This window comes from Gorillibacterium massiliense, assembly GCF_000455485.1.
Lineage (GTDB): Bacteria > Bacillota > Bacilli > Paenibacillales > NBRC-103111 > Gorillibacterium > Gorillibacterium massiliense.
Window position 1 is genome coordinate 1 of sequence record NZ_CBQR020000024.1, and the last position, 18,569, is coordinate 18,569.

Below are 18,569 nucleotides of genomic sequence, written 5' to 3' on the forward strand. Positions count from 1 at the left end.
ACTGGCAAACCGCCGATGAGAACGGCGACTCTCCAGCCATAATCGGGTATGACGAAATAGGCGAGAACAGCGGCGGCAATCCAGCCAACTGCCCAAAAGCTCTCCAGCAGGACGACGGTTTGGCCTTTTTTTTCGGGCGGCGCCGCCTCGTTCACCAGAGTGGAGGCTACGGGAAGTTCAGCCCCCAAACCGATTCCCATCAGCAGACGAAAAAGCATCATGACGGTGAGACCGGGTGAGAAGGCGCTGCCGAAACTGGCTAACCCGAAGACAACAAGAGTCAACAAGAAAATGGGTCGTCTTCCGAATCGGTCTGCCAAATAGCCTCCCAATGGTGCGCCGATCGCCATGCCCGCCGTGGTAGCAGTGCCAAGAAGCCCTTTGCTCTCGCTGCTTAAATTCCACTCCGTGCTTAGCTTGACGACGATGAAGGAGAGCAACCCGACATCCATGGCGTCAAAAAGCCAGCCGAAGCCGGCGGACCAAAAGATTTTCCGGTAGGCAGAATTCATTGAAAACGCCTTCTTTCTGTAAGTTAAGTGACATTTTCACTTTCGACAATAAAAAACAGGAACTACCATGAAACATGTAATTGACGATTTTTCATGTTAGATATAGTATCATCATATTACATAAGAAAACATAGAGAGTCAGAAGATGGGAGAGATTTCATTGCTCGCACTGATAAAACATTTAAAAGTAAGAATGAAGATTGCCATTTTGGTTATCACCGCGTTAGTCATGACAGGTGTAGTAGGTGTGCTCGGCTTATATAGTGTGAATAAAGTCGCAGGCAACTCTACGAAAATGTACGAAGACAATCTCCTCCCCGTTAGCTGGCTGTACCGGATATGGAATAATCAATTAGGAAACGAACGCTATATTCTCGAGATTACCGTCGAGCAGAATCAAGGGATTAAACAAGACAAGAAAGTACTGATGGAGAAGCTGGATAACGATACGAACAACATGATTTTGAAAATCGACGGTCTCGGCATCCATAAAGACGAACAAACCATTTTTGAGGCTTACCAGAAAACACTGAAGGAATACTTGACTAAGCGCGACTTAGTATTGAAATACGCGATGATGGGGAATACCGATTTAGCGGCGAAAGCTTACAATTCAATGCTTCCCCTTCAGGAAGCCGTCGATCAGGATATGCAGAAGCTGATCACTTTCAATATCAATGCTGCGGATGCCAACGATCAAATGAACAAGGATAGCAGACAGACTACTCTGATTCTGACATTTGTCATCATGCTGGCCGCGTTAGTGGTACTGGCGGGAATCGGATTCTTTATTTCTCAGCTTATCGTGAAGCCCCTCAGTCAAATGAAGGAACTGATGACGAAGGCGGAAACCGGCAATTTGACCGTTCGCGGTACATATAAATCCCGGGATGAGATCGGCGCACTCACGCAATCCTTTAATGCGATGCTCTCGGGAATTAGTGATATTGTTCGCCGAGTGAGCTTAAGTGCCATGACTCTGTCAGCTAGCTCCGAAGAATTGAATGCTGGTGCTGAGCAAACCTCCAAAGCATCGGAACAAATCGCCAGCGTTACGACGGAGCTGTCGCACGGTCTGGAAGAGCAGGTGCGAAGCGTCAATGCTGCTACTTCTTCCATTCAACGCATGGCAAAGGAAATTGAAGCTATTGAACAAAGTGGCAGTGAATTGCAGGCGCTGATTGACGGAACAACGGCGACTTTATCTCATGGCGTTAAATCTGTAGATGGCATAGCCAAACGCATGAAGGATATCAATAACAGCGTGAATCAATCGCAGATGGCCATGCATGAACTGATGACCCGTTCGGAAGAAATCGGCGAGATCATCACGTCTGTCAAAGAAATTGCGGAACGCACTAACCTTCTGGCATTGAACGCTGCTATAGAAGCGGCGCGGGCAGGTGATAGCGGCAGGGGCTTTGCTGTCGTAGCGGTGGAAATCCGCAAACTGGCTGATGCTACTACCCGTTCGTCGGAGCAAATCGCAAGACTCATCCTCCATATTCAAGAAAGCTCGCGTTCTGCGGCCAAATCCATGGACAGCGAAATGGAGTTGGTCAAGGATGGGGTCATTCTAGGCCAGACGGTAACGGCTGCTTTCCAAAGCATTGAGGAGTCAGCCATCAAGGTAACGGTCAAATCCGGAGAGATTATAGACAGCATCCGCAGCGTCAATGAAGAAACCTCCCAAGTCTCAGATGAAATGATGCATGTCAGCAGTGTTTCTGAGGAAGGGGCAGCCGGAACCCAGGAAGCATCTGCGGCAAGCCAGCAGCAATTGGCGACCATGGAGGAGATGTCTGGTGCAGCCAAAGCTTTGGCAGAGCTGGCCGAGGAACTGCAAACGGCATTGTCCCACTTCACCGCTTGATCGGTTGATTGGCAGAGAAATCTTGGGTGCTCTCAAAGGAGTTTCCCCGTAAATCGATAAATTCACACCTTCCCCATTGGTGAAAACATCTTGCTGGTGGTAATATAGTGGGGGAGGTTTTACCGATGAACTTGAAACGCAATTTTTGGAAAAGTCCGTTTGTTATTTTCACTCTGATTTTGGCAGTGAAAATCTATTTAACCTGGTACGTAATTTTTGGAGCGACAATCAAGCCTTTCACTATGTTAGTCGGGCTTCCGTCCGTCTGGGTGATCTTCTTTCTTGTTGAATGGCTCGCTTCCAAAAGAAAACTGATAGCCTATATCTTAGTCGATCTTTTGGTAACGGCTATATACTTCGCAGCAATTATGTACTACCAATATTACGGTGTCATTGTAACCTATCGCGCTTTGCAGCAAGTTGGACAGGTTACGGAGGTCAAGGGAAGCGTCATGCAATTGATGCACCCGTATTTCCTCCTTATTTTTATCGATATCATTGTCTTCTTTATATTGCTTGGCGCGGTCAAGAGCTTTCGATCATGGGGGAGAGGCAAAACCTCCCGTACCATCGCGTTGGCGGGACTTGCCCTTACACTCGCTTTTTCCTTTATGATCGCGGAGACGAACAAAGGAATTACAAATGAAGTGCAGCGTGCGCAAAGCATGGGTATCCTCAATTATGAAGTGCTTACGATCTTCAGCGACATGAATCGGGATTACATGGATCCCAAGCTGGTCACGCCTCAGGCAATCAGCAACCTGAAAGGGACGCAAACCCTTGATAATCCTTTATATAAAGGGGTGGCCAAAGGCCGCAACGTCATTGTCATTCAGGTGGAGTCCCTGCAAAATATCCTCATTAATATGAAGCTGGGCGGCAAGGAACTTACGCCTAATCTCAATAAACTCGTCAAGGAAAGCATGTACTTTCCTCACTTTTATCAAATGGCGGGACAAGGGAATACGTCGGATGCGGAGTATTTGCTGAATACTTCTCTATACATACCTCCGGACGGCGCCGCTTCGCAATCTTATGTCGATAAGAACCTGCCGAGCTTACCCAAGCTGTTCAGCAAGATGGGGTATAAAACGATGACGTTCCATACCAATGACGTCACCTTCTGGAACCGCAAGGAGCTCTACGCTAGCCTTGGCTTTGACAAGTATTACGACAAGTCCTTTTTCAAGGATGAGGATTTTCTCTTCTTTGGCGCTTCCGACCCGGTTTTGTTCCGAAAATCGACGGAGGTCATGGTGGAGCTGCAGAAAAACAACCAGCCTTTTTATGCCAATCTGATCACCATGTCCAGCCATCATCCCTTTAACATACCGGCAAGCAAGAGGCAAATCGAGCTGCCGAAGGCTTTTAAAGGCACTTTCGTAGGCGACTACCTGACCGCGCAAAATTATGCGGATTACTCACTCGGCCTCTTCTTCGACGAATTGAAGGCGGCTGGCATATGGGACAACAGCGTCATTGTCATCTATGGCGATCATTTGGGCCTGCCGATGTATTCTTTAACGGACTACGAAAAGTCGCTGCTGAAGGATACCTTGGGCCGTGATTATTCCTACGCCGATATGCTGAACATTCCCCTCATCGTAGCAGCGCCAGGGGCGGTAGAACCGGCGGTGAATCCCCAAACGGGGGGAGAAGTGGACCTGATGCCCACTATCGCGAATTTGACCGATGTCGATTTGAGCGGGACGATTCATTTTGGCCAGGATATTGTGAATCAGAAAAGCAATTTGCTGCCGGAGCGGTATTACCTGCCTTCAGGTTCCTATATCGATAACAATAAGGTCTTCATTCCCGGAAAGAGCGAAAAAGATGGCGAAAGCTATACGCTCACCGGCTTGCAGCCTGTAACGAATCAAGCAGCCACAGAGGATGCATACAAGCGGGCGATGAACCTGCTCGCACTTTGCGATACGTATGTCGAGCATTTATCACAACGCTAATTTCATTCGTAAAAAGCCCCCTCACTCGAGGGGGCTTTTTTTGTGTTGGGCGGATATACATGTTCATTCCACTGGCAGTTAGACTTACCGGGCCAATTCACCCCTGCCGTGACAGAAGCATAAGATACGGTATCCAATTCCAGAGAGAACAAAGGGTGTGAAGATATGCTGACCGGAATCCGGGTCACCATTGTGGGCGGCGACGCGAGGCAGTTGGAAGTGATTCGCAGGCTTAACGATTATGACGCCACTCTGCAACTGATCGGATTTGATCATTGGAAGCAGCCTCCAACAGGCGTGCGGATGTCCAAGCTTTCAGCGGAGTCCATCGCTTACTCCGATGCAGTGATTCTGCCTGTGGTCGGTACGGATGACGCCGGCAGGATTGAAACGTCCTTTTGCTCCGACGAACTGGTGCTGACGCCGGTGTTGATCGAGGCGCTGCCGCAGCACGCACGGGTCTATACGGGAATGGCAAAGCCATATCTCAAGCAGCTTTGCAGCAATAGTACCATCCATTTAACTGAGTTGTTGGATCGGGATGACGTAGCGATTTATAATTCCATCCCAACGGCGGAAGGCGCCATTATGATGGCGATTCAAAACACGGACTTTACCATCCACGGCTCTTACAGCATGGTTCTTGGAATGGGCCGCACCGGACTCACAATGGCCCGTACGCTTAAAGGCATGGGGTCGCGGGTGATGGCGGGCGTGCGTAAGCCTGAGGATTTCGCCAGAGCGCTGGAGGCGGGCTACGAACCGTTTTATATCAATCAGCTGCAGGAGATGGCAGAGAAAGTGGATCTTGTCTTTAACACTGTTCCGAGCCTTATTTTGACGGGGGAGTGTGATCGCCAAGCTGCCGCAGCACGCGCTGATCATCGATTTGGCATCCCGACCCGGGGGGACCGATTTCCGCTATGCGGAAAGAAAAGGAATTAAGGCGCTTCTGGCACCTGGACTTCCCGGGATCGTCGCGCCGAAAACGGCAGGTATGATCCTGGCGGATGTACTGTGCAAATTGATTTTGCAGGATATCGGGAAAGGGTGATCGGAGTCATGGATTGGCACGGTAAAACAGTAGGGTTTGCGTTGACAGGGTCCCACTGTACCTTTGCGGAGGTGATGCCGGAAATTCGCAAATTTGTCGACGCCGGGGCGCGGGTAATCCCTATTGCATCGCATACTTTAATGACGACGGACACCCGTTTTGGCGCCTCAGAAGAGTGGCAAAAACAGTTGAAAGATATCACCGGAAATGATATCATTTCTACAATTGTTGAAGCGGAGCCCTTGGGACCCGCGAAAACATTGGATATTTTGACGATTGCCCCTTGCACGGGCAATACCACGAGCAAGCTGGCTAATGCGATGACAGAGAGTGCCGTATTGATGGCGGCCAAGGCTCAAATGCGCAACCAGCGGCCGATCGTGCTGGCCATTTCGACAAATGACGGGCTCGGCTTAAATGCGGCAAATGTAGCCAAACTTCTTGTGGCGAAAAACATCTATTTCGTTCCTTTTGGGCAAGACGCTCCTTTTGCGAAGCCGAATTCCCTCGTCTCCCGCATGTCGATGATTATTCCGGCTTGCGAGGCGGCGTTAAAGGGGCAGCAATTACAGCCGATGATTATTGAGCGATTTAACGATTAAAGGTATTAACCAAGGTTGACGGGGATTCAAGCTGCCCGTCAACCGATCTATTATAAAGGGAGAGTCGGAACCATGTCGAATCAAAAGCTATTTAATGTTGCTGTCGTTGGCATTACCGGTGCGGTAGGTCAACAGATCATCCGCCTGCTGGAAGAACGGGATTTTCCCGTGGGTGAGCTTAAGCTGCTTGCTTCCAAACGATCCGCAGGTATGAAGATCCCGTTTAAAAACCGCGAATATACCGTAGAGGAAGCGACTCCGGACAGCTTTTCCGGTGTGGAAATCGCCTTCTTCAGCGCCGGAGGCGACATCAGCAAGGCATTGGTTCCGGCTGCGGTGGAAGCGGGAGCAGTTTGCATCGACAACACCAACGCGTTCCGGATGGATCCGGAAACGCCTCTTGTGGTACCCGAAGTCAACCTGAACAAAATCAATGAACATAAAGGCATTATCGCCAACCCTAACTGTTCCACGATTCAAATGGTCGCTACACTCAAACCGCTTTATGACCGCTTCGGTATTAACCGCATCATCGTATCCACCTACCAGGCTGTATCCGGTGCAGGAGCAAGAGCGATCGAAGAGCTGCTGGAACAAAGTCGGAGAGTGCTGGACGGCAAACCGGCGGAACCGGCGATCTTGCCTGTTTCCTCGCTGCCCGTGAAGCATCAGATTGCTTTCAATGCCATTCCCCAAATCGATAAGTTCCTCGATAACGGCTTCACCAATGAAGAGATGAAAATGATTCGGGAAACGAAAAAGATCATGGGTGACGATCGTCTTGACGTCACTGCCACTTGCGTGCGGATTCCGGTGGCTTACGGCCACTCGGAATCGGTTTATGTCGAGCTTGGCGCTGACTTCGATATGGAAGAAGTTCGCCAGCTGCTGGCCAATGCACCGGGCATCGTTCTTGTCGACAATCCGGAAGAGCAGTTATATCCTTTGGCATCCGAGGCTGCAGGCAAGCTCGACACCTTTGTTGGTAGAGTGCGTCGTGACTTGGCTAACCCGCGGGCGCTTAACCTGTGGGTCGTATCGGATAACCTGCTGAAGGGGGCGGCTTGGAACGCCGTTCAAATCGGCGAATACATCGCTCTCGAAGCTTAACCTGGATTGGATTTGCAGAATGGGTAGGCTTGACTGTGGTCATGGGCATAGGTCAGGCCCGAATGAAAAGAGGAGCACCCTTGCGGATTCTCGTACAAAAATTCGGCGGTACTTCCGTCTCCAACCCGGAGGCTAGGGAACACGTGATCCGCCATATAAAAAAAGCACTGAATGATGAGTATAAGCTGGTGGTCGTTGTTTCTGCTATGGGACGCAGAGGCGAGCCCTATGCTACCGATACTCTGCTTGATCTGGTATCGCAAAACGGCAGTTTCCTTCCCGAACGGGAAAAAGATTTGCTGCTCTATTGTGGGGAAATGATTTCAGCTGTCACCCTCTGCAGCCTGCTTCACGCTGAAGGCATCTCCACTACAGTTTTTAATGGAGCTCAAGCCGGTATATTGACGGATGATCAATTCGGCAATGCCCGGATTCTCTCCGTGCAACCGGCAAAAGTGCTGGAGCAACTGGAGAAAGGCCAAGTCGTGGTCGTCACCGGTTTCCAAGGCCGCACTGCCCAGTCCGAGATAACGACTCTGGGCCGGGGAGGCAGCGATACGACAGCTACTGCCTTAGGGGTAGCGCTGCAGGCGGAAATCGTAGATATTTTCACAGATGTGGATGGTATCCTTACCGCCGATCCGAAAATCGTCGAGGATGCCACGCAAATTTCTCAGGTCACTTTTACGGAGATTTGCAACATGGCCTACAATGGGGCCAAAGTCATTCATCCACGGGCGGTGGAGATTGCCATGCAAGCCAACATGCCGGTACGGGTCCGGTCTACTTTCTCTGATGCGGAAGGTACCCTCGTTACCAGCCGCCATGACGCCAGAGACACCGGCGCAGGAGTAGGCGACCGCTTTGTAACGGCAATCGCCCATTCCGCCGGCGTGACGCAAATCCGGGTGAGCAAACCGGAGGGTCTTAAAGACTTTCAGCCCAAGGTGTTCCGGGCGATGGCCGATAACGGCATTAGTATCGACTTTATTAATGTAAATCCCGAGGGGTTGGAGTATACGGTTCCCGATTCCGTAGCGGATAAAGCGCTGCGGCTTTTGGAGGAACTGGGCTGCGCTCCAGATGCCGTGAGCCACTGCGCCAAGGTGTCCGCTATCGGCGGAGGGATAAACGGAGTGCCCGGCATTATGGCTTGGATCGTTGAGGCGTTAGCTGCTGAAACCGTGACGATTTTGCAATCGGCCGATTCCAATACCACCATCTGGGTTTTAGTGCGGGGAGAGGACATGGTGAAGGCGGTAAAAGCTTTGCACCGCAAATTCCTGCTCCACGAAGCGCTAGCCTGATTCGCCGCCGCCATTATCTAAGCATTCAATAAATTAAGGAGGAGTCACTTTGGAATTCGGAAGATTAATAACCGCCATGGTAACGCCCTTCGACAGCAACCTGGCCGTTGACTGGAAACAAACGGAGAAATTGATCGATCATCTCATAGAAGATCAAAAAACCGACGCTTTAGTCGTCTGCGGATCGACTGGCGAAGCCAGCACTCTTAAGGACGATGAAAAAATCCGGTTGTATGAAACAGCAGTGAAGGTGGCGGACGGACGCTGCAAAATCATTGCCGGCACCGGAAGCAACGAAACCGATCATTCTTTGGATATGACCCGAGCCGCAGAAAAGGCTGGAGCTGACGGCGTTCTCATCGTTACTCCTTATTACAACAAGCCTTCCCAAGAAGGCATTTACCGTCATTTTAAAGAGGTAGCCGGGGTTACGGACCTTCCGGTCATGGCTTACAACATCCCGAGCCGCACCGTCGTAGGCATTTCAACCGAGACGATGCTGCGTTTGGCGGAGATTCCGAATATCGTCGCAACCAAAGAATCCCACTCCGATCTTGATCATATCTCCACCCTTGTCCGCAACGCTCCGGAAGGGTTCCGCGTGTATTGCGGAGACGACTCCCTTACACTGCCTTATCTCTCTGTCGGCGCTTACGGAACCGTTAGCGTAGCTAGCCATGTGATCGGCCAGCCGATGCAGGAAATGATCACGGCCTTCGTCAACGGCGAAGTTCGCCATGCGACGGAGCTGCATCATAAATTGTTCCCGATCTTTAAAGGGCTTTTTATCGCTCCCAACCCGGCCCCGATCAAATACGCGCTGCAGCTTAAAGGTCTTGATACCGGTGGCGTGCGTTTGCCGCTGGTGGAGGTAACGGAAGCGGAAGGCCGTCATATCGCTTCGTTGTTTTAAGTGAATTTTTGCAGAAAGATGCCAACTTTTCAAACCGAGACCGTGCCGCATCCCGAGAGGAATTCCTTAAGGAGATGCAGGCATCGGTTTCTTTTTTTTCGGGGAAACTACAGGTGGCAGCAATCGGAGCCGCAAGCCAATCGAAAAACCGGGCACGGCGGGTATGGGGGGTCAACTTGTAATTGACGTTTTGCATCATGTATAATGATGGCAAGTGACTGGTGCGGTTTCTTTTTCTGATTGTCATATAAAAATCGTCGTCAATTTTCTAAAAAGAAAAAGGAGGAAAAGTTTTGGCAAAAAAGAATAATGACAAGCTCCTGATCTTTGCCCTTGGCGGCGTGGGCGAGATTGGAAAAAATATGTATGTGGTACAGTATGCGAACGACATTGTTGTCGTGGATTCGGGACTCAAGTTCCCGGAGGAGGATATGCTTGGGGTCGACATCGTTATCCCTGACATCTCCTATCTGCTCGAGAACCGGGATAAAGTAAGAGGCATCCTGATTACCCACGGCCATGAAGATCACATCGGAGGATTACCTTATGTGCTGCGGCAGTTGAACGTTCCGGTATACGCGACGAAGCTGACCTTGGGTCTTGTGGAAGGGAAGCTGAAGGAAGCAGGGCTGCTCGGCGAAACGAAGCGCATTTTGATAAACGCGGATTCGGAAATTCAGCTTGGCGTAATCAAAGCAAGCTTCTTCAAAACCAACCACAGTATTCCTGACTCTGTTGGCGTTGTACTGGATACGCCGGAAGGCGTCGTCGTCCATACCGGAGACTTCAAGTTCGATCAGACTCCCGTTAATGAAGAATTTGCGGATCTGCAACGGATGGCGGAAATCGGCAAACGCGGCGTAACGGTTTTGCTGTCCGACAGCACAAATGCCGAACGTCCCGGATATACCGGCTCTGAGAAAACCGTCGGTGCCGAACTGGTGGAAGTGTTCCGCCGGGCGAAGCAGCGGGTCGTGGTTGCGACCTTCGCATCTAACGTTCACCGGGTGCAACAGGTAATCGACGCTGCCGAAGCGAACAACCGCAAGGTTGCCGTCGTCGGACGCAGCATGGTTAACGTTGTCAGTATCGCTTCCGAATTAGGCTATCTGCGTGTTCCGGATGGAATGATCATCGAGCCGGAGGAAGTAAGCAAGATGGCGGCAGACCGTGTCGTCATTCTGTCCACGGGCAGCCAAGGCGAGCCCATGTCGGCTTTGACTCGAATGGCGCGCAATACCCACCGGAAAGTGGACATCCTACCGGGTGATACTGTTGTCATTTCGGCAACCCCAATCCCCGGAAATGAAAAATACGTCGGTAGAATCGTCGACGAATTGTTCCGCTTGGGCGCCCATGTCATCTATGGGCCAGGTTCGGTATCCGGCGTGCACGTTTCCGGACACGGCAGCCAGGAAGAATTAAAGCTGATGCTCAATCTGATGCGGCCGAAATACTTTATGCCGATTCATGGTGAATACCGGATGCTGCGTCATCACGGCAAGCTGGCCGAGGCCATCGGGATCGACTCGGAAAATATATTCATCACGGATATCGGCGAAATCGTCGAACTGCAAAACGGCGTCGCACGCAAGAGCGGCAAAGTGCAGGCCGGCAATATTCTCATCGACGGACTTGGGGTTGGCGATGTAGGCAATATCGTGCTGCGCGACCGTAAGCTGCTGTCCCAGGACGGCATCCTCGTCGTCGTCGTTACTCTGAGCAAACAGGAAGGTACGATCCTTTCCGGACCGGATATTATTTCCCGCGGTTTCGTATATGTGCGGGAGTCCGAAGGGCTTTTGGATGAAGCCAACCGGATTGTCAGTTCCACACTCATCAAGCTGATGAGCGAAAACGTTAATGAATGGGCTTCCTTGAAAACCCATGTGAAGGAAGCGCTCGGACGATTCTTGTATGAACAAACCAGAAGAAGACCCATGATTCTGCCCATCATTATGGAAGTGTAGACTCTAAAGGTTTCCGCAGTCACTTGCTAGGAAATCCAGCATCAAGCCGATATGCTCCCTGATTCAGCGTTTACGCTGATCGGGGAGTTTTCTTTTTTTCGGCCATACTAATGGAAGGTGCATTCATTTAGGGAGGAGATCAAGCATGATGGATTATCGCAGCGAAGCAGCGGAAGAGGAAGTGCGCAATCAGGCAGCGGAAAATGTCCAACAGTTAGGGCAGGTTAGCGTCCCTGGAATGGAGAGCAATATTTTTTGCTTAACGATTATTGGCCAGGTGGAAGGGCATATGATTTTGCCACCACAGAACAAAACGACGAAGTATGAACATTTGATTCCCATGCTGATTGCGGCGGAACAGAATGCGAAAATTGAGGGAATCCTCATCATTTTGAACACAGTTGGCGGCGACGTGGAAGCGGGCTTGGCTATTGCTGAAATGATCGCTACGCTGTCGAAACCCACTTGCACATTGGTACTTGGCGGAGGGCACAGCATCGGCGTTCCCATCGCCGTCAGCGCGAATTACTCCATCATCGCCGAGAGTGCGACGATGACCATCCATCCTATCCGAATGACGGGTCTCGTTATCGGCGTCGCCCAAACCTTTGAGTATTTGGATAAGATGCAGGAGCGTGTCAACCGTTTTATCGTCCGCCACAGCCGGATTTCCGAGGAAAAATTAAAGGATTTGATGTACCGCACTGGAGACGTACCCCGGGATATCGGTGCGACAGTGCCGGGACCTGAGGCCGTTGAATTCGGATTGATCCATCGAGTGGGGGGGATCAGCGACGCTTTGACGGAGCTGAACCGGATGATTCAAGATCAGAGAACGATGCAGCAGGGGGCGCCGATCCAATGATTTTGCATACGATCATACCGCAGGAACATATTTACGGGGCAGAGAAGGAGCAGGATTATCGGTTTTCCGATGTCGTCGTAGGAGGTGTTTCCATGCAGGTGCAGGATCTTGGAATGGGCCGGGCGCGAATCGTCCGGTTGTACAGCGCCAATCTGCAGGATTATCTAAATCCCGCTTATTCGCCTGGCGCGGTCATCCGTTTTCAGCCGGATATCCATCAGGAATAATCGTTTCGGCAGTCTCCGGACCTGTGCTATAATAGACTACCGGAGGTGAAAATATTGGCAAGAGGCAAACGTAAGAAAAAGAAAACGACCGTGAGAGCCGAGTTCAAGTTTGAACTTTACGGTATCTTGATGCTGATATTTTCCGCAATCGCGCTGTTCCGGGCCGGCTCCGTCGGCCGTTCCCTGACGATTTTGTTCCGGTTTACCGCCGGAGTATTGGACTGGGTTATTCCGCTCATTGCGATTTATATCGCTTTTTTTATCATGATCAACCGCAAGTGGCCGCGCAAATGGACGCCTAAGAAATCCGGCGTTCTGCTCCTTCTGATCGGATTTATTCTGATCATGGAAATATCGTTTATCAATACCCTAGCGGCAAGCAGAAGTTCTATCGGACCATCATTTATTTGGCATACCACATGGGACAGGCTTACCCAAGGCTTAAGCCTTTATCCGGCAGCGGGAGATATCCTCACCCGGGGTGTAGGCGGCGGGATCATCGGTGCGGTGCTGTATTCGGCTCTTGATCAGTTGTTCAGCTACGAAGGAACGGTACTTGTCGTAATCGCGCTATTTGCCATCGGCATCATGCTGGTTACCGGCATTTCTTTCGTGGAAATCGGCAAACGCATTCGCGCCAGCCTCAAAGCCTTTAACGTCGGCATGAAAAATCGCCTGTTGGATTGGTTTGGCGCAGGGGGGACGAAACGTCGTTCCACGGCTAGAGGGACCAAAGGCAGAACCGCATTGAAGGAAATCAATACGGAGCCTATGCATTCCCAGCAGGATGAAGAAGATGAAGATGATGAAGATGATGTGATGGCGAAAAAACCGGCAGCGTCGTCCTTTTTCAACCGAAAAAAACAGCGGGGTCCTATTGTGGATGTTGCACCTGAGCCCTTGCCGCCTTTGGAAGTATATGCAGCGGTGGATACCACGTCTGCGATTCCTCTGGTTACTGCCCCGGAAGGGGATGCCATTCCCGTTGTCCGCGATTTCCAGGATCATCGTGACGCTTTCGAGGAAGCGGTTCCTTTTCCAGCGAGTGGAAACGGCATGAACGGAAACGGACATAGCGTTGGGTCTGGGGCGAAAACGAAAAGCTCGGCTGTTGGAACGGATCCCAGCGGCGACAACGCACCTGACGTGGAATTGTCCCTTAACCCGGAAAAGGTTCCGCCGAAGCCATATATCATTCCGAGCTTTCAACTTCTCAATCGGCCGGTCTCCCCAGGAAAGGGCGGAGGAGCGGATGATTACAAAGCTAACGCCCGCAAGCTGGAAGCGACTTTAGAAAGCTTCGGCGTCCGCGCAAAAGTCCTTGAAGTGGTCCGCGGACCTGCCGTGACCCGGTATGAAATTCAACCCGACACCGGGGTTAAAGTAAGCCGTATCGTTAGCTTAACCGACGATATTGCCCTGGCCCTGGCGGCAAAAGATATCCGTATGGAAGCACCGATTCCCGGTAAAGCCGCCATCGGCATCGAGGTGCCTAACTCTGAGGTGTCCGTCGTTACGCTCAGGGAAGTCATGGAAAGCACCCCTTTCCAGGAATCCCAAGCGAAGCTCACCATCGTCCTCGGCCGGGATATTTCCGGTCAGCCCATCGTCGGCAACCTTGCACGCATGCCCCACTTGCTGGTTGCGGGTGCTACCGGCTCGGGGAAATCGGTTTGCATCAACGGGATCATTACCTCTATCCTGTTTAAGGCCAAGCCCGATGAAGTCAAATTTCTGATGATCGACCCGAAAATGGTAGAACTCAACGTTTACAACGGCATTCCCCATCTGTTGGCTCCGGTTGTTACGGACCCGCGGCGAGCATCGCTAGCGTTGAAGAAAATCGTCGTCGAGATGGAAAAACGGTACGAGCTGTTCTCGAAAAGCGGTACCCGCAATATTGAAGGGTACAACGCAATGCTGACGGACGCGAATAATCCCAATCCCGGCACGCCGCTGCCGTTGATCGTCGTCATCGTCGACGAATTGGCGGATTTGATGATGGTGGCGGCAGGAGACGTGGAAGATTCCATCTGCCGATTGGCGCAGATGGCCCGGGCAGCCGGCATTCACTTGATCATCGCCACTCAGCGGCCTTCCGTCGATGTCATTACCGGCGTTATCAAGGCCAACATTCCGTCGCGGATCGCATTCGGTGTTTCTTCTCAAGTGGACTCCCGTACGATCCTTGATATGGCGGGAGCGGAAAAGCTCTTAGGCCGCGGCGACATGCTGTTCCATCCGGTTGGCGCTTCCAAGCCAACCCGTGTGCAAGGCGCTTTCCTCTCCGACCAGGAGGTAGAAGCGGTGGTCGGCTACGTCAGCAACCAAGGAAAAGCCGGATACCAGGAAGATTTCGTTCCCCAAGTGGAGGAATCCACGGAAGGCGAAGATATCTTCGAGGACGAGCTGTATGATCAAGCGGTGCAGATCGTTGTGGAAGCGAAGCAGGCGTCGGTATCCTTGCTGCAGCGGAGAATGCGGGTAGGCTATACCCGTGCGGCCCGCCTTATTGATTCAATGGAAGCAAAAGGCGTGGTCGGTCCTTACGAAGGCAGCAAACCCCGAGAGGTTCTCATTTCGCCGGAGCAGTACCAAATGAGCCGCATGAGTTCGTAGAGAAGATGCGGTTCAAGGTTAAAAGATAACACTAATCAAGAAGCAAGCAGGGCGGCTGACAGCTGCCCTGTTTTTATTTTGCCCGGAATATAGGGTAGCGGGATCTCTGCATAAGTGGCGGGGATCGTTCAAATAATAAGCCCGAAGAAACATTTGGACCAATACCCGACATACTTAAGGAAAGGCAGGAATCCCGTTTGAAAAAGAGCAGCGTTTTGATTCTTGCGCCTTTGTTGACTTTAGCGTTATTGGCGGCTTTTGCGCTGAACGTCAGCAAAGAGAAGCAGCAGCCGGCAAAGGAAACTTTCAGCAAGCAGGTGATCGCCTACGGCGCAAAAGGTTCCGATGTTTATGAGCTGCAGGGCCGTTTGAAATTCCTCGGTTTTTTCACAGGCGACATTGACGGAGCATACGGATGGCGGACTTTTCGCTCCGTAAAATGGTTTCAATCCGAATTTGGCCTCAATGTGGACGGTTTGGTTGGGCCAAAGACAAAATTGAAGCTGTGGACCGCCACGAAAAATTGGAAGCCTTCTGCGCCAACGCCAAACACTGCGGCAAAAGCTCCAGCGGCCCCAGCCGATACGGCACCGATAGGGTCTTCCACCAAAGGATTTACAGCCAACGATTTAAAGATTATGGCCAATGCCGTTTACGGTGAATCCCGGGGTGAGCCTTACCGGGGACAAGTGGCCGTTGCTGCGGTTATCTTGAACCGGCTTAGCGATGCCCAGTTACCCAATACGATATCCGGCGTTATATTTCAACCCGGCGCTTTTACTGCAGTCGCCGACGGCCAAATCTGGCTAGAGCCTAACGATTCCGCAAAAAAAGCGGTGCAAGACGCGGTGAACGGTCTTGACCCAACCAATGGCTGTACCTACTATTTCAACCCGGAAACCGCCACTTCCAAATGGATCTGGAGCCGTCCGCAAGTCATGACCATCGGCAAGCATATCTTCTGTAAATAAATGGGGAGAAGTAACCGTCCCGGTTGCTTCTTTTCTTTCTGTAGGAATATAATGGAGAAATGTTAGGCCAGCGAAAGGAGAGTGTGCGGCTTGAAGGAAAACCGGTTTTTCAGCAGTACCGTTGGGGGAATTCGCCTTCATGTGCTTCCCACCGACCGATTCAAAACCTTTGCGATCTCTCTCTACATAGGAACGCCGCTTGCGGAAGAGACGGTCACATCTACCGCTTTGATCCCGTTTGTACTGCGCAGGGGCTCCGCCACGTATCCGGAAACGAAGCAGTTCAGGGAACGTTTGGACGATCTGTATGGAGCCGGGTTTGGTTTTGATATTTACAAGCGCGGAGATTCCCAGTTGGTGCAATTTCGCATGGACATCATTAACGATAAATTCGTACAAAACGACGCCTCCTTGCTGCGTGAAGGACTGCGTTTTCTCGGGGAAGCCGTGACCAAGCCGGCGCTTACCGATGGCGTTTTCCAAACCAAATATGTCGATGCGGAAAAAGAGACGCTGCGCAAAAAGCTGGAAGCGATCATCAACGATAAAATCCGCTATGCCGGAGAACGCTGCATGGAGGAAATGTGCAAAAACGAACCCTACCGGTTGAATCCCCTTGGTAAATTGGAGGATATCGATAGCATCACCGCGGAAAACCTATATGCCCGCTACCGCCAATGGTTGGCCGATTCCCCAATGGATTTGTACGTGATCGGGCAAACGACGCTGGAAGAGGTTGAGGCTATCGCCAAGGAAGCCTTTGACCTTAACGATCGGAAAACTACGGTGCCTGGATATCCGGCAAGCCCAATCCAAGCAGCCGCCGGAAACGAGCCGAAGGTTGTTGTGGAAGAACTGGATGTGGGTCAAGGCAAGCTCAACATGGGCCTGCGTTTCGGCATCTCCTACGGGGACGACCGCTACGCTGCGGCACTGATGTATAATGGGATACTCGGTTCTTTTCCCCACTCCAAACTTTTTATCAACGTGCGGGAAAAAGAAAGTCTCGCTTATTACGCGTCATCCCGTTTTGACGGACATAAAGGGATTTTGACGATTCAATCGGGGATCGAAATTGAGAATTACGAGAAAGCCGTCGCAATCATTAAGAAGCAGTTGGAAGATATGAAGGCCGGCAATTACAGCGAGCTGGAATTGACCCAAACCCGGGCGATGATCCGCAATCATCTCCAGGAAATCGGCGACTCGGCTTTTGAAATGATAGCCTTTCATTTCAATAATGTCTTGTCGGGCAAGGAGCGCACCACCGAAGAGCTTTTAGCTCAAGTCGATGCTGTTACGCCGGAGGATATTAAAAAAGCCGCGGCTTTGGCTGATCTGGACACCATCTATTTCCTGAGAGATCGGAAGGGGGAATAAGCGTGGAAGAAATTCGTTACGAACGCGTCCAAGAGACGCTTTACCGTGAAGAGATGGAGAACGGGTTGACGGTATACGTTCTGCCGAAACCGGGATTCAGTAAAACCTATGCCACCTTTTCCACCAAATACGGCTCGGTAGACAATCATTTTCAAGTGGAAGGCAAGATGAAGGTCAAGGTTCCCGACGGCATCGCTCACTTCTTGGAACATAAAATGTTTGAGGAACCGGAAGGCGATATCTTCTCGGTATTCGCTTCTCATGGCGCCTCCGCCAACGCGTTTACCAGCTTTGACCGGACCGTTTATCTGTTCAGCGCCACCGATCATATTTACGAAAATATAGAAACCTTGGTGAATTTCGTACAAAACCCATATTTTACTGACCAGAACGTGGAGAAGGAAAAGGGAATCATCGGCCAGGAAATCAAGATGTACCAGGATAATCCTGACTGGCGGGTTTATTTCGGTTTGATCGCGGCGATGTATCAGAAGCATCCGGTGCGCATCGACATTGCCGGCACAGTGGAATCCATAAGCGAGATTTCAAAAGAAACGCTGTATGAGTGCTACCACACCTTTTACCATCCCAGCAATATGCTTCTGTTTATCGTGGGCGGCGTTGACCCGGCGAAGGTTATGGATTTGGTCCGGAGCAACCAAGGGAAAAAGACGTTCTCGCCTCAAGGGGAAATCAGCCGGTTTATGCCGGATGAGCCGGAGAAAGTAGGCAATCCGCATTTTACATTGAAAATGCCGGTCTCGTTGCCGAAGATCTATTTCGGCTTCAAAGAGCCTGCCGGCTACCCGGAAGATGAAGCTTCCATCCGTCATGAACTGGTCGCTCGGGTACTTTTGGATATCTTGCTGGGGCCCAGCTCGGATCTGTACCAAACGCTTTACGACGAGAACCTGATATCGGACGGCTTCGGTTATGAATACAACCAAAGTCCGGATTACGCTTTTACCATCATCGGCGGGGATACGCCCGATCCCGACAAGTTGCTAGCTCGTTTCCGTGAATTAGTGGATCCACTTATCGCATCAGGGGTAAATGAAGCGAATTTCGAGCGTACCCGCCGCAAGCGGATCGGTTCGTACTTGCGGATGCTGAACTCGCCCGAGGCCATCGCCAATGAATTCACCCGATATCGTTTCCATGGCGGCGATTTGCTCGAAGTAGTGAAACTGTATGAATCCCTT

14 protein-coding genes and 1 pseudogene are annotated in these 18,569 nt (G+C 51.1%); 14 read left to right on the top strand and 1 reads right to left on the bottom strand.

The window, feature by feature from the left end; all coding sequences use genetic code 11:
- Window positions 1–512 (bottom strand): MFS transporter (locus TJ79_RS02575; RefSeq protein WP_040948742.1); only part of this gene is annotated, 512 nt, incomplete at its 3' end.
- 193 nt (window positions 513–705) lie between these two features.
- On the opposite strand from TJ79_RS02575, the gene TJ79_RS02580 reads away from it, so the two are divergent.
- The 14 genes and pseudogenes from TJ79_RS02580 to yfmH all read left to right on the top strand — a co-directional run.
- Window positions 706–2,385, top strand: coding sequence for a methyl-accepting chemotaxis protein (locus TJ79_RS02580; RefSeq protein WP_337588921.1), 1,680 nt, complete (start codon window positions 706–708; stop codon window positions 2,383–2,385).
- A 125-nt stretch (window positions 2,386–2,510) separates the two neighbouring features.
- Entirely contained in the window at window positions 2,511–4,349 is a 1,839-nt protein-coding gene (locus tag TJ79_RS02585; RefSeq protein ID WP_040948732.1) for an LTA synthase family protein, read from the top strand.
- A 165-nt stretch (window positions 4,350–4,514) separates the two neighbouring features.
- Window positions 4,515–5,403: pseudogene (gene dpaA / locus TJ79_RS02590) on the top strand (dipicolinic acid synthetase subunit A).
- A gap of 8 nt (window positions 5,404–5,411) precedes the next feature.
- Window positions 5,412–6,005: a dipicolinate synthase subunit B gene (locus TJ79_RS02595; RefSeq protein WP_040948743.1), complete on the top strand. Its 594-nt coding sequence runs from the start codon at window positions 5,412–5,414 to the stop codon at window positions 6,003–6,005.
- Between the two features lie 144 nt (window positions 6,006–6,149).
- Window positions 6,150–7,115, top strand: a complete 966-nt coding sequence (locus TJ79_RS02600; protein WP_420319367.1) for an aspartate-semialdehyde dehydrogenase — start codon at window positions 6,150–6,152, stop codon at window positions 7,113–7,115.
- A gap of 80 nt (window positions 7,116–7,195) precedes the next feature.
- Complete coding sequence (dapG, locus tag TJ79_RS02605; protein WP_040948734.1) at window positions 7,196–8,422, top strand: aspartate kinase; 1,227 nt, start codon at window positions 7,196–7,198, stop codon at window positions 8,420–8,422.
- A gap of 49 nt (window positions 8,423–8,471) precedes the next feature.
- Window positions 8,472–9,335 (top strand): 4-hydroxy-tetrahydrodipicolinate synthase, encoded by an 864-nt coding sequence (gene dapA / locus TJ79_RS02610; RefSeq protein ID WP_040948735.1) that lies wholly within the window; start codon window positions 8,472–8,474, stop codon window positions 9,333–9,335.
- 293 nt (window positions 9,336–9,628) lie between these two features.
- Window positions 9,629–11,305 carry a ribonuclease J gene (locus TJ79_RS02615; protein ID WP_040948736.1) on the top strand — a complete coding sequence of 559 codons (1,677 nt, stop codon included), beginning with the start codon at window positions 9,629–9,631 and terminating at the stop codon, window positions 11,303–11,305.
- Between the two features lie 148 nt (window positions 11,306–11,453).
- Window positions 11,454–12,170, top strand: a complete 717-nt coding sequence (locus TJ79_RS02620; RefSeq protein ID WP_081756659.1) for a ClpP family protease — start codon at window positions 11,454–11,456, stop codon at window positions 12,168–12,170.
- On the top strand, window positions 12,167–12,397 hold the full coding sequence (locus TJ79_RS02625) for a YlzJ-like family protein (RefSeq protein ID WP_040948738.1): 231 nt from the start codon (window positions 12,167–12,169) through the stop codon (window positions 12,395–12,397). The genes TJ79_RS02620 and TJ79_RS02625 overlap by 4 nt, the downstream gene beginning before the upstream one ends.
- Window positions 12,398–12,451: 54 nt before the next feature.
- Entirely contained in the window at window positions 12,452–15,016 is a 2,565-nt protein-coding gene (locus TJ79_RS02630; protein WP_040948739.1) for an FtsK/SpoIIIE family DNA translocase, read from the top strand.
- Window positions 15,017–15,213: 197 nt separating this feature from the next.
- The gene (gene sleB, locus TJ79_RS02635; RefSeq protein ID WP_081756658.1) at window positions 15,214–15,987 is read left to right on the top strand and encodes a spore cortex-lytic enzyme; all 774 of its coding nucleotides are present in this window, start codon (window positions 15,214–15,216) and stop codon (window positions 15,985–15,987) included.
- A gap of 90 nt (window positions 15,988–16,077) precedes the next feature.
- Entirely contained in the window at window positions 16,078–17,367 is a 1,290-nt protein-coding gene (yfmF, locus tag TJ79_RS02640) for an EF-P 5-aminopentanol modification-associated protein YfmF (protein ID WP_040948740.1), read from the top strand.
- 2 nt (window positions 17,368–17,369) lie between these two features.
- Window positions 17,370–18,569 (top strand): EF-P 5-aminopentanol modification-associated protein YfmH (gene yfmH / locus TJ79_RS02645; RefSeq protein WP_040948741.1); only part of this gene is annotated, 1,200 nt, incomplete at its 3' end.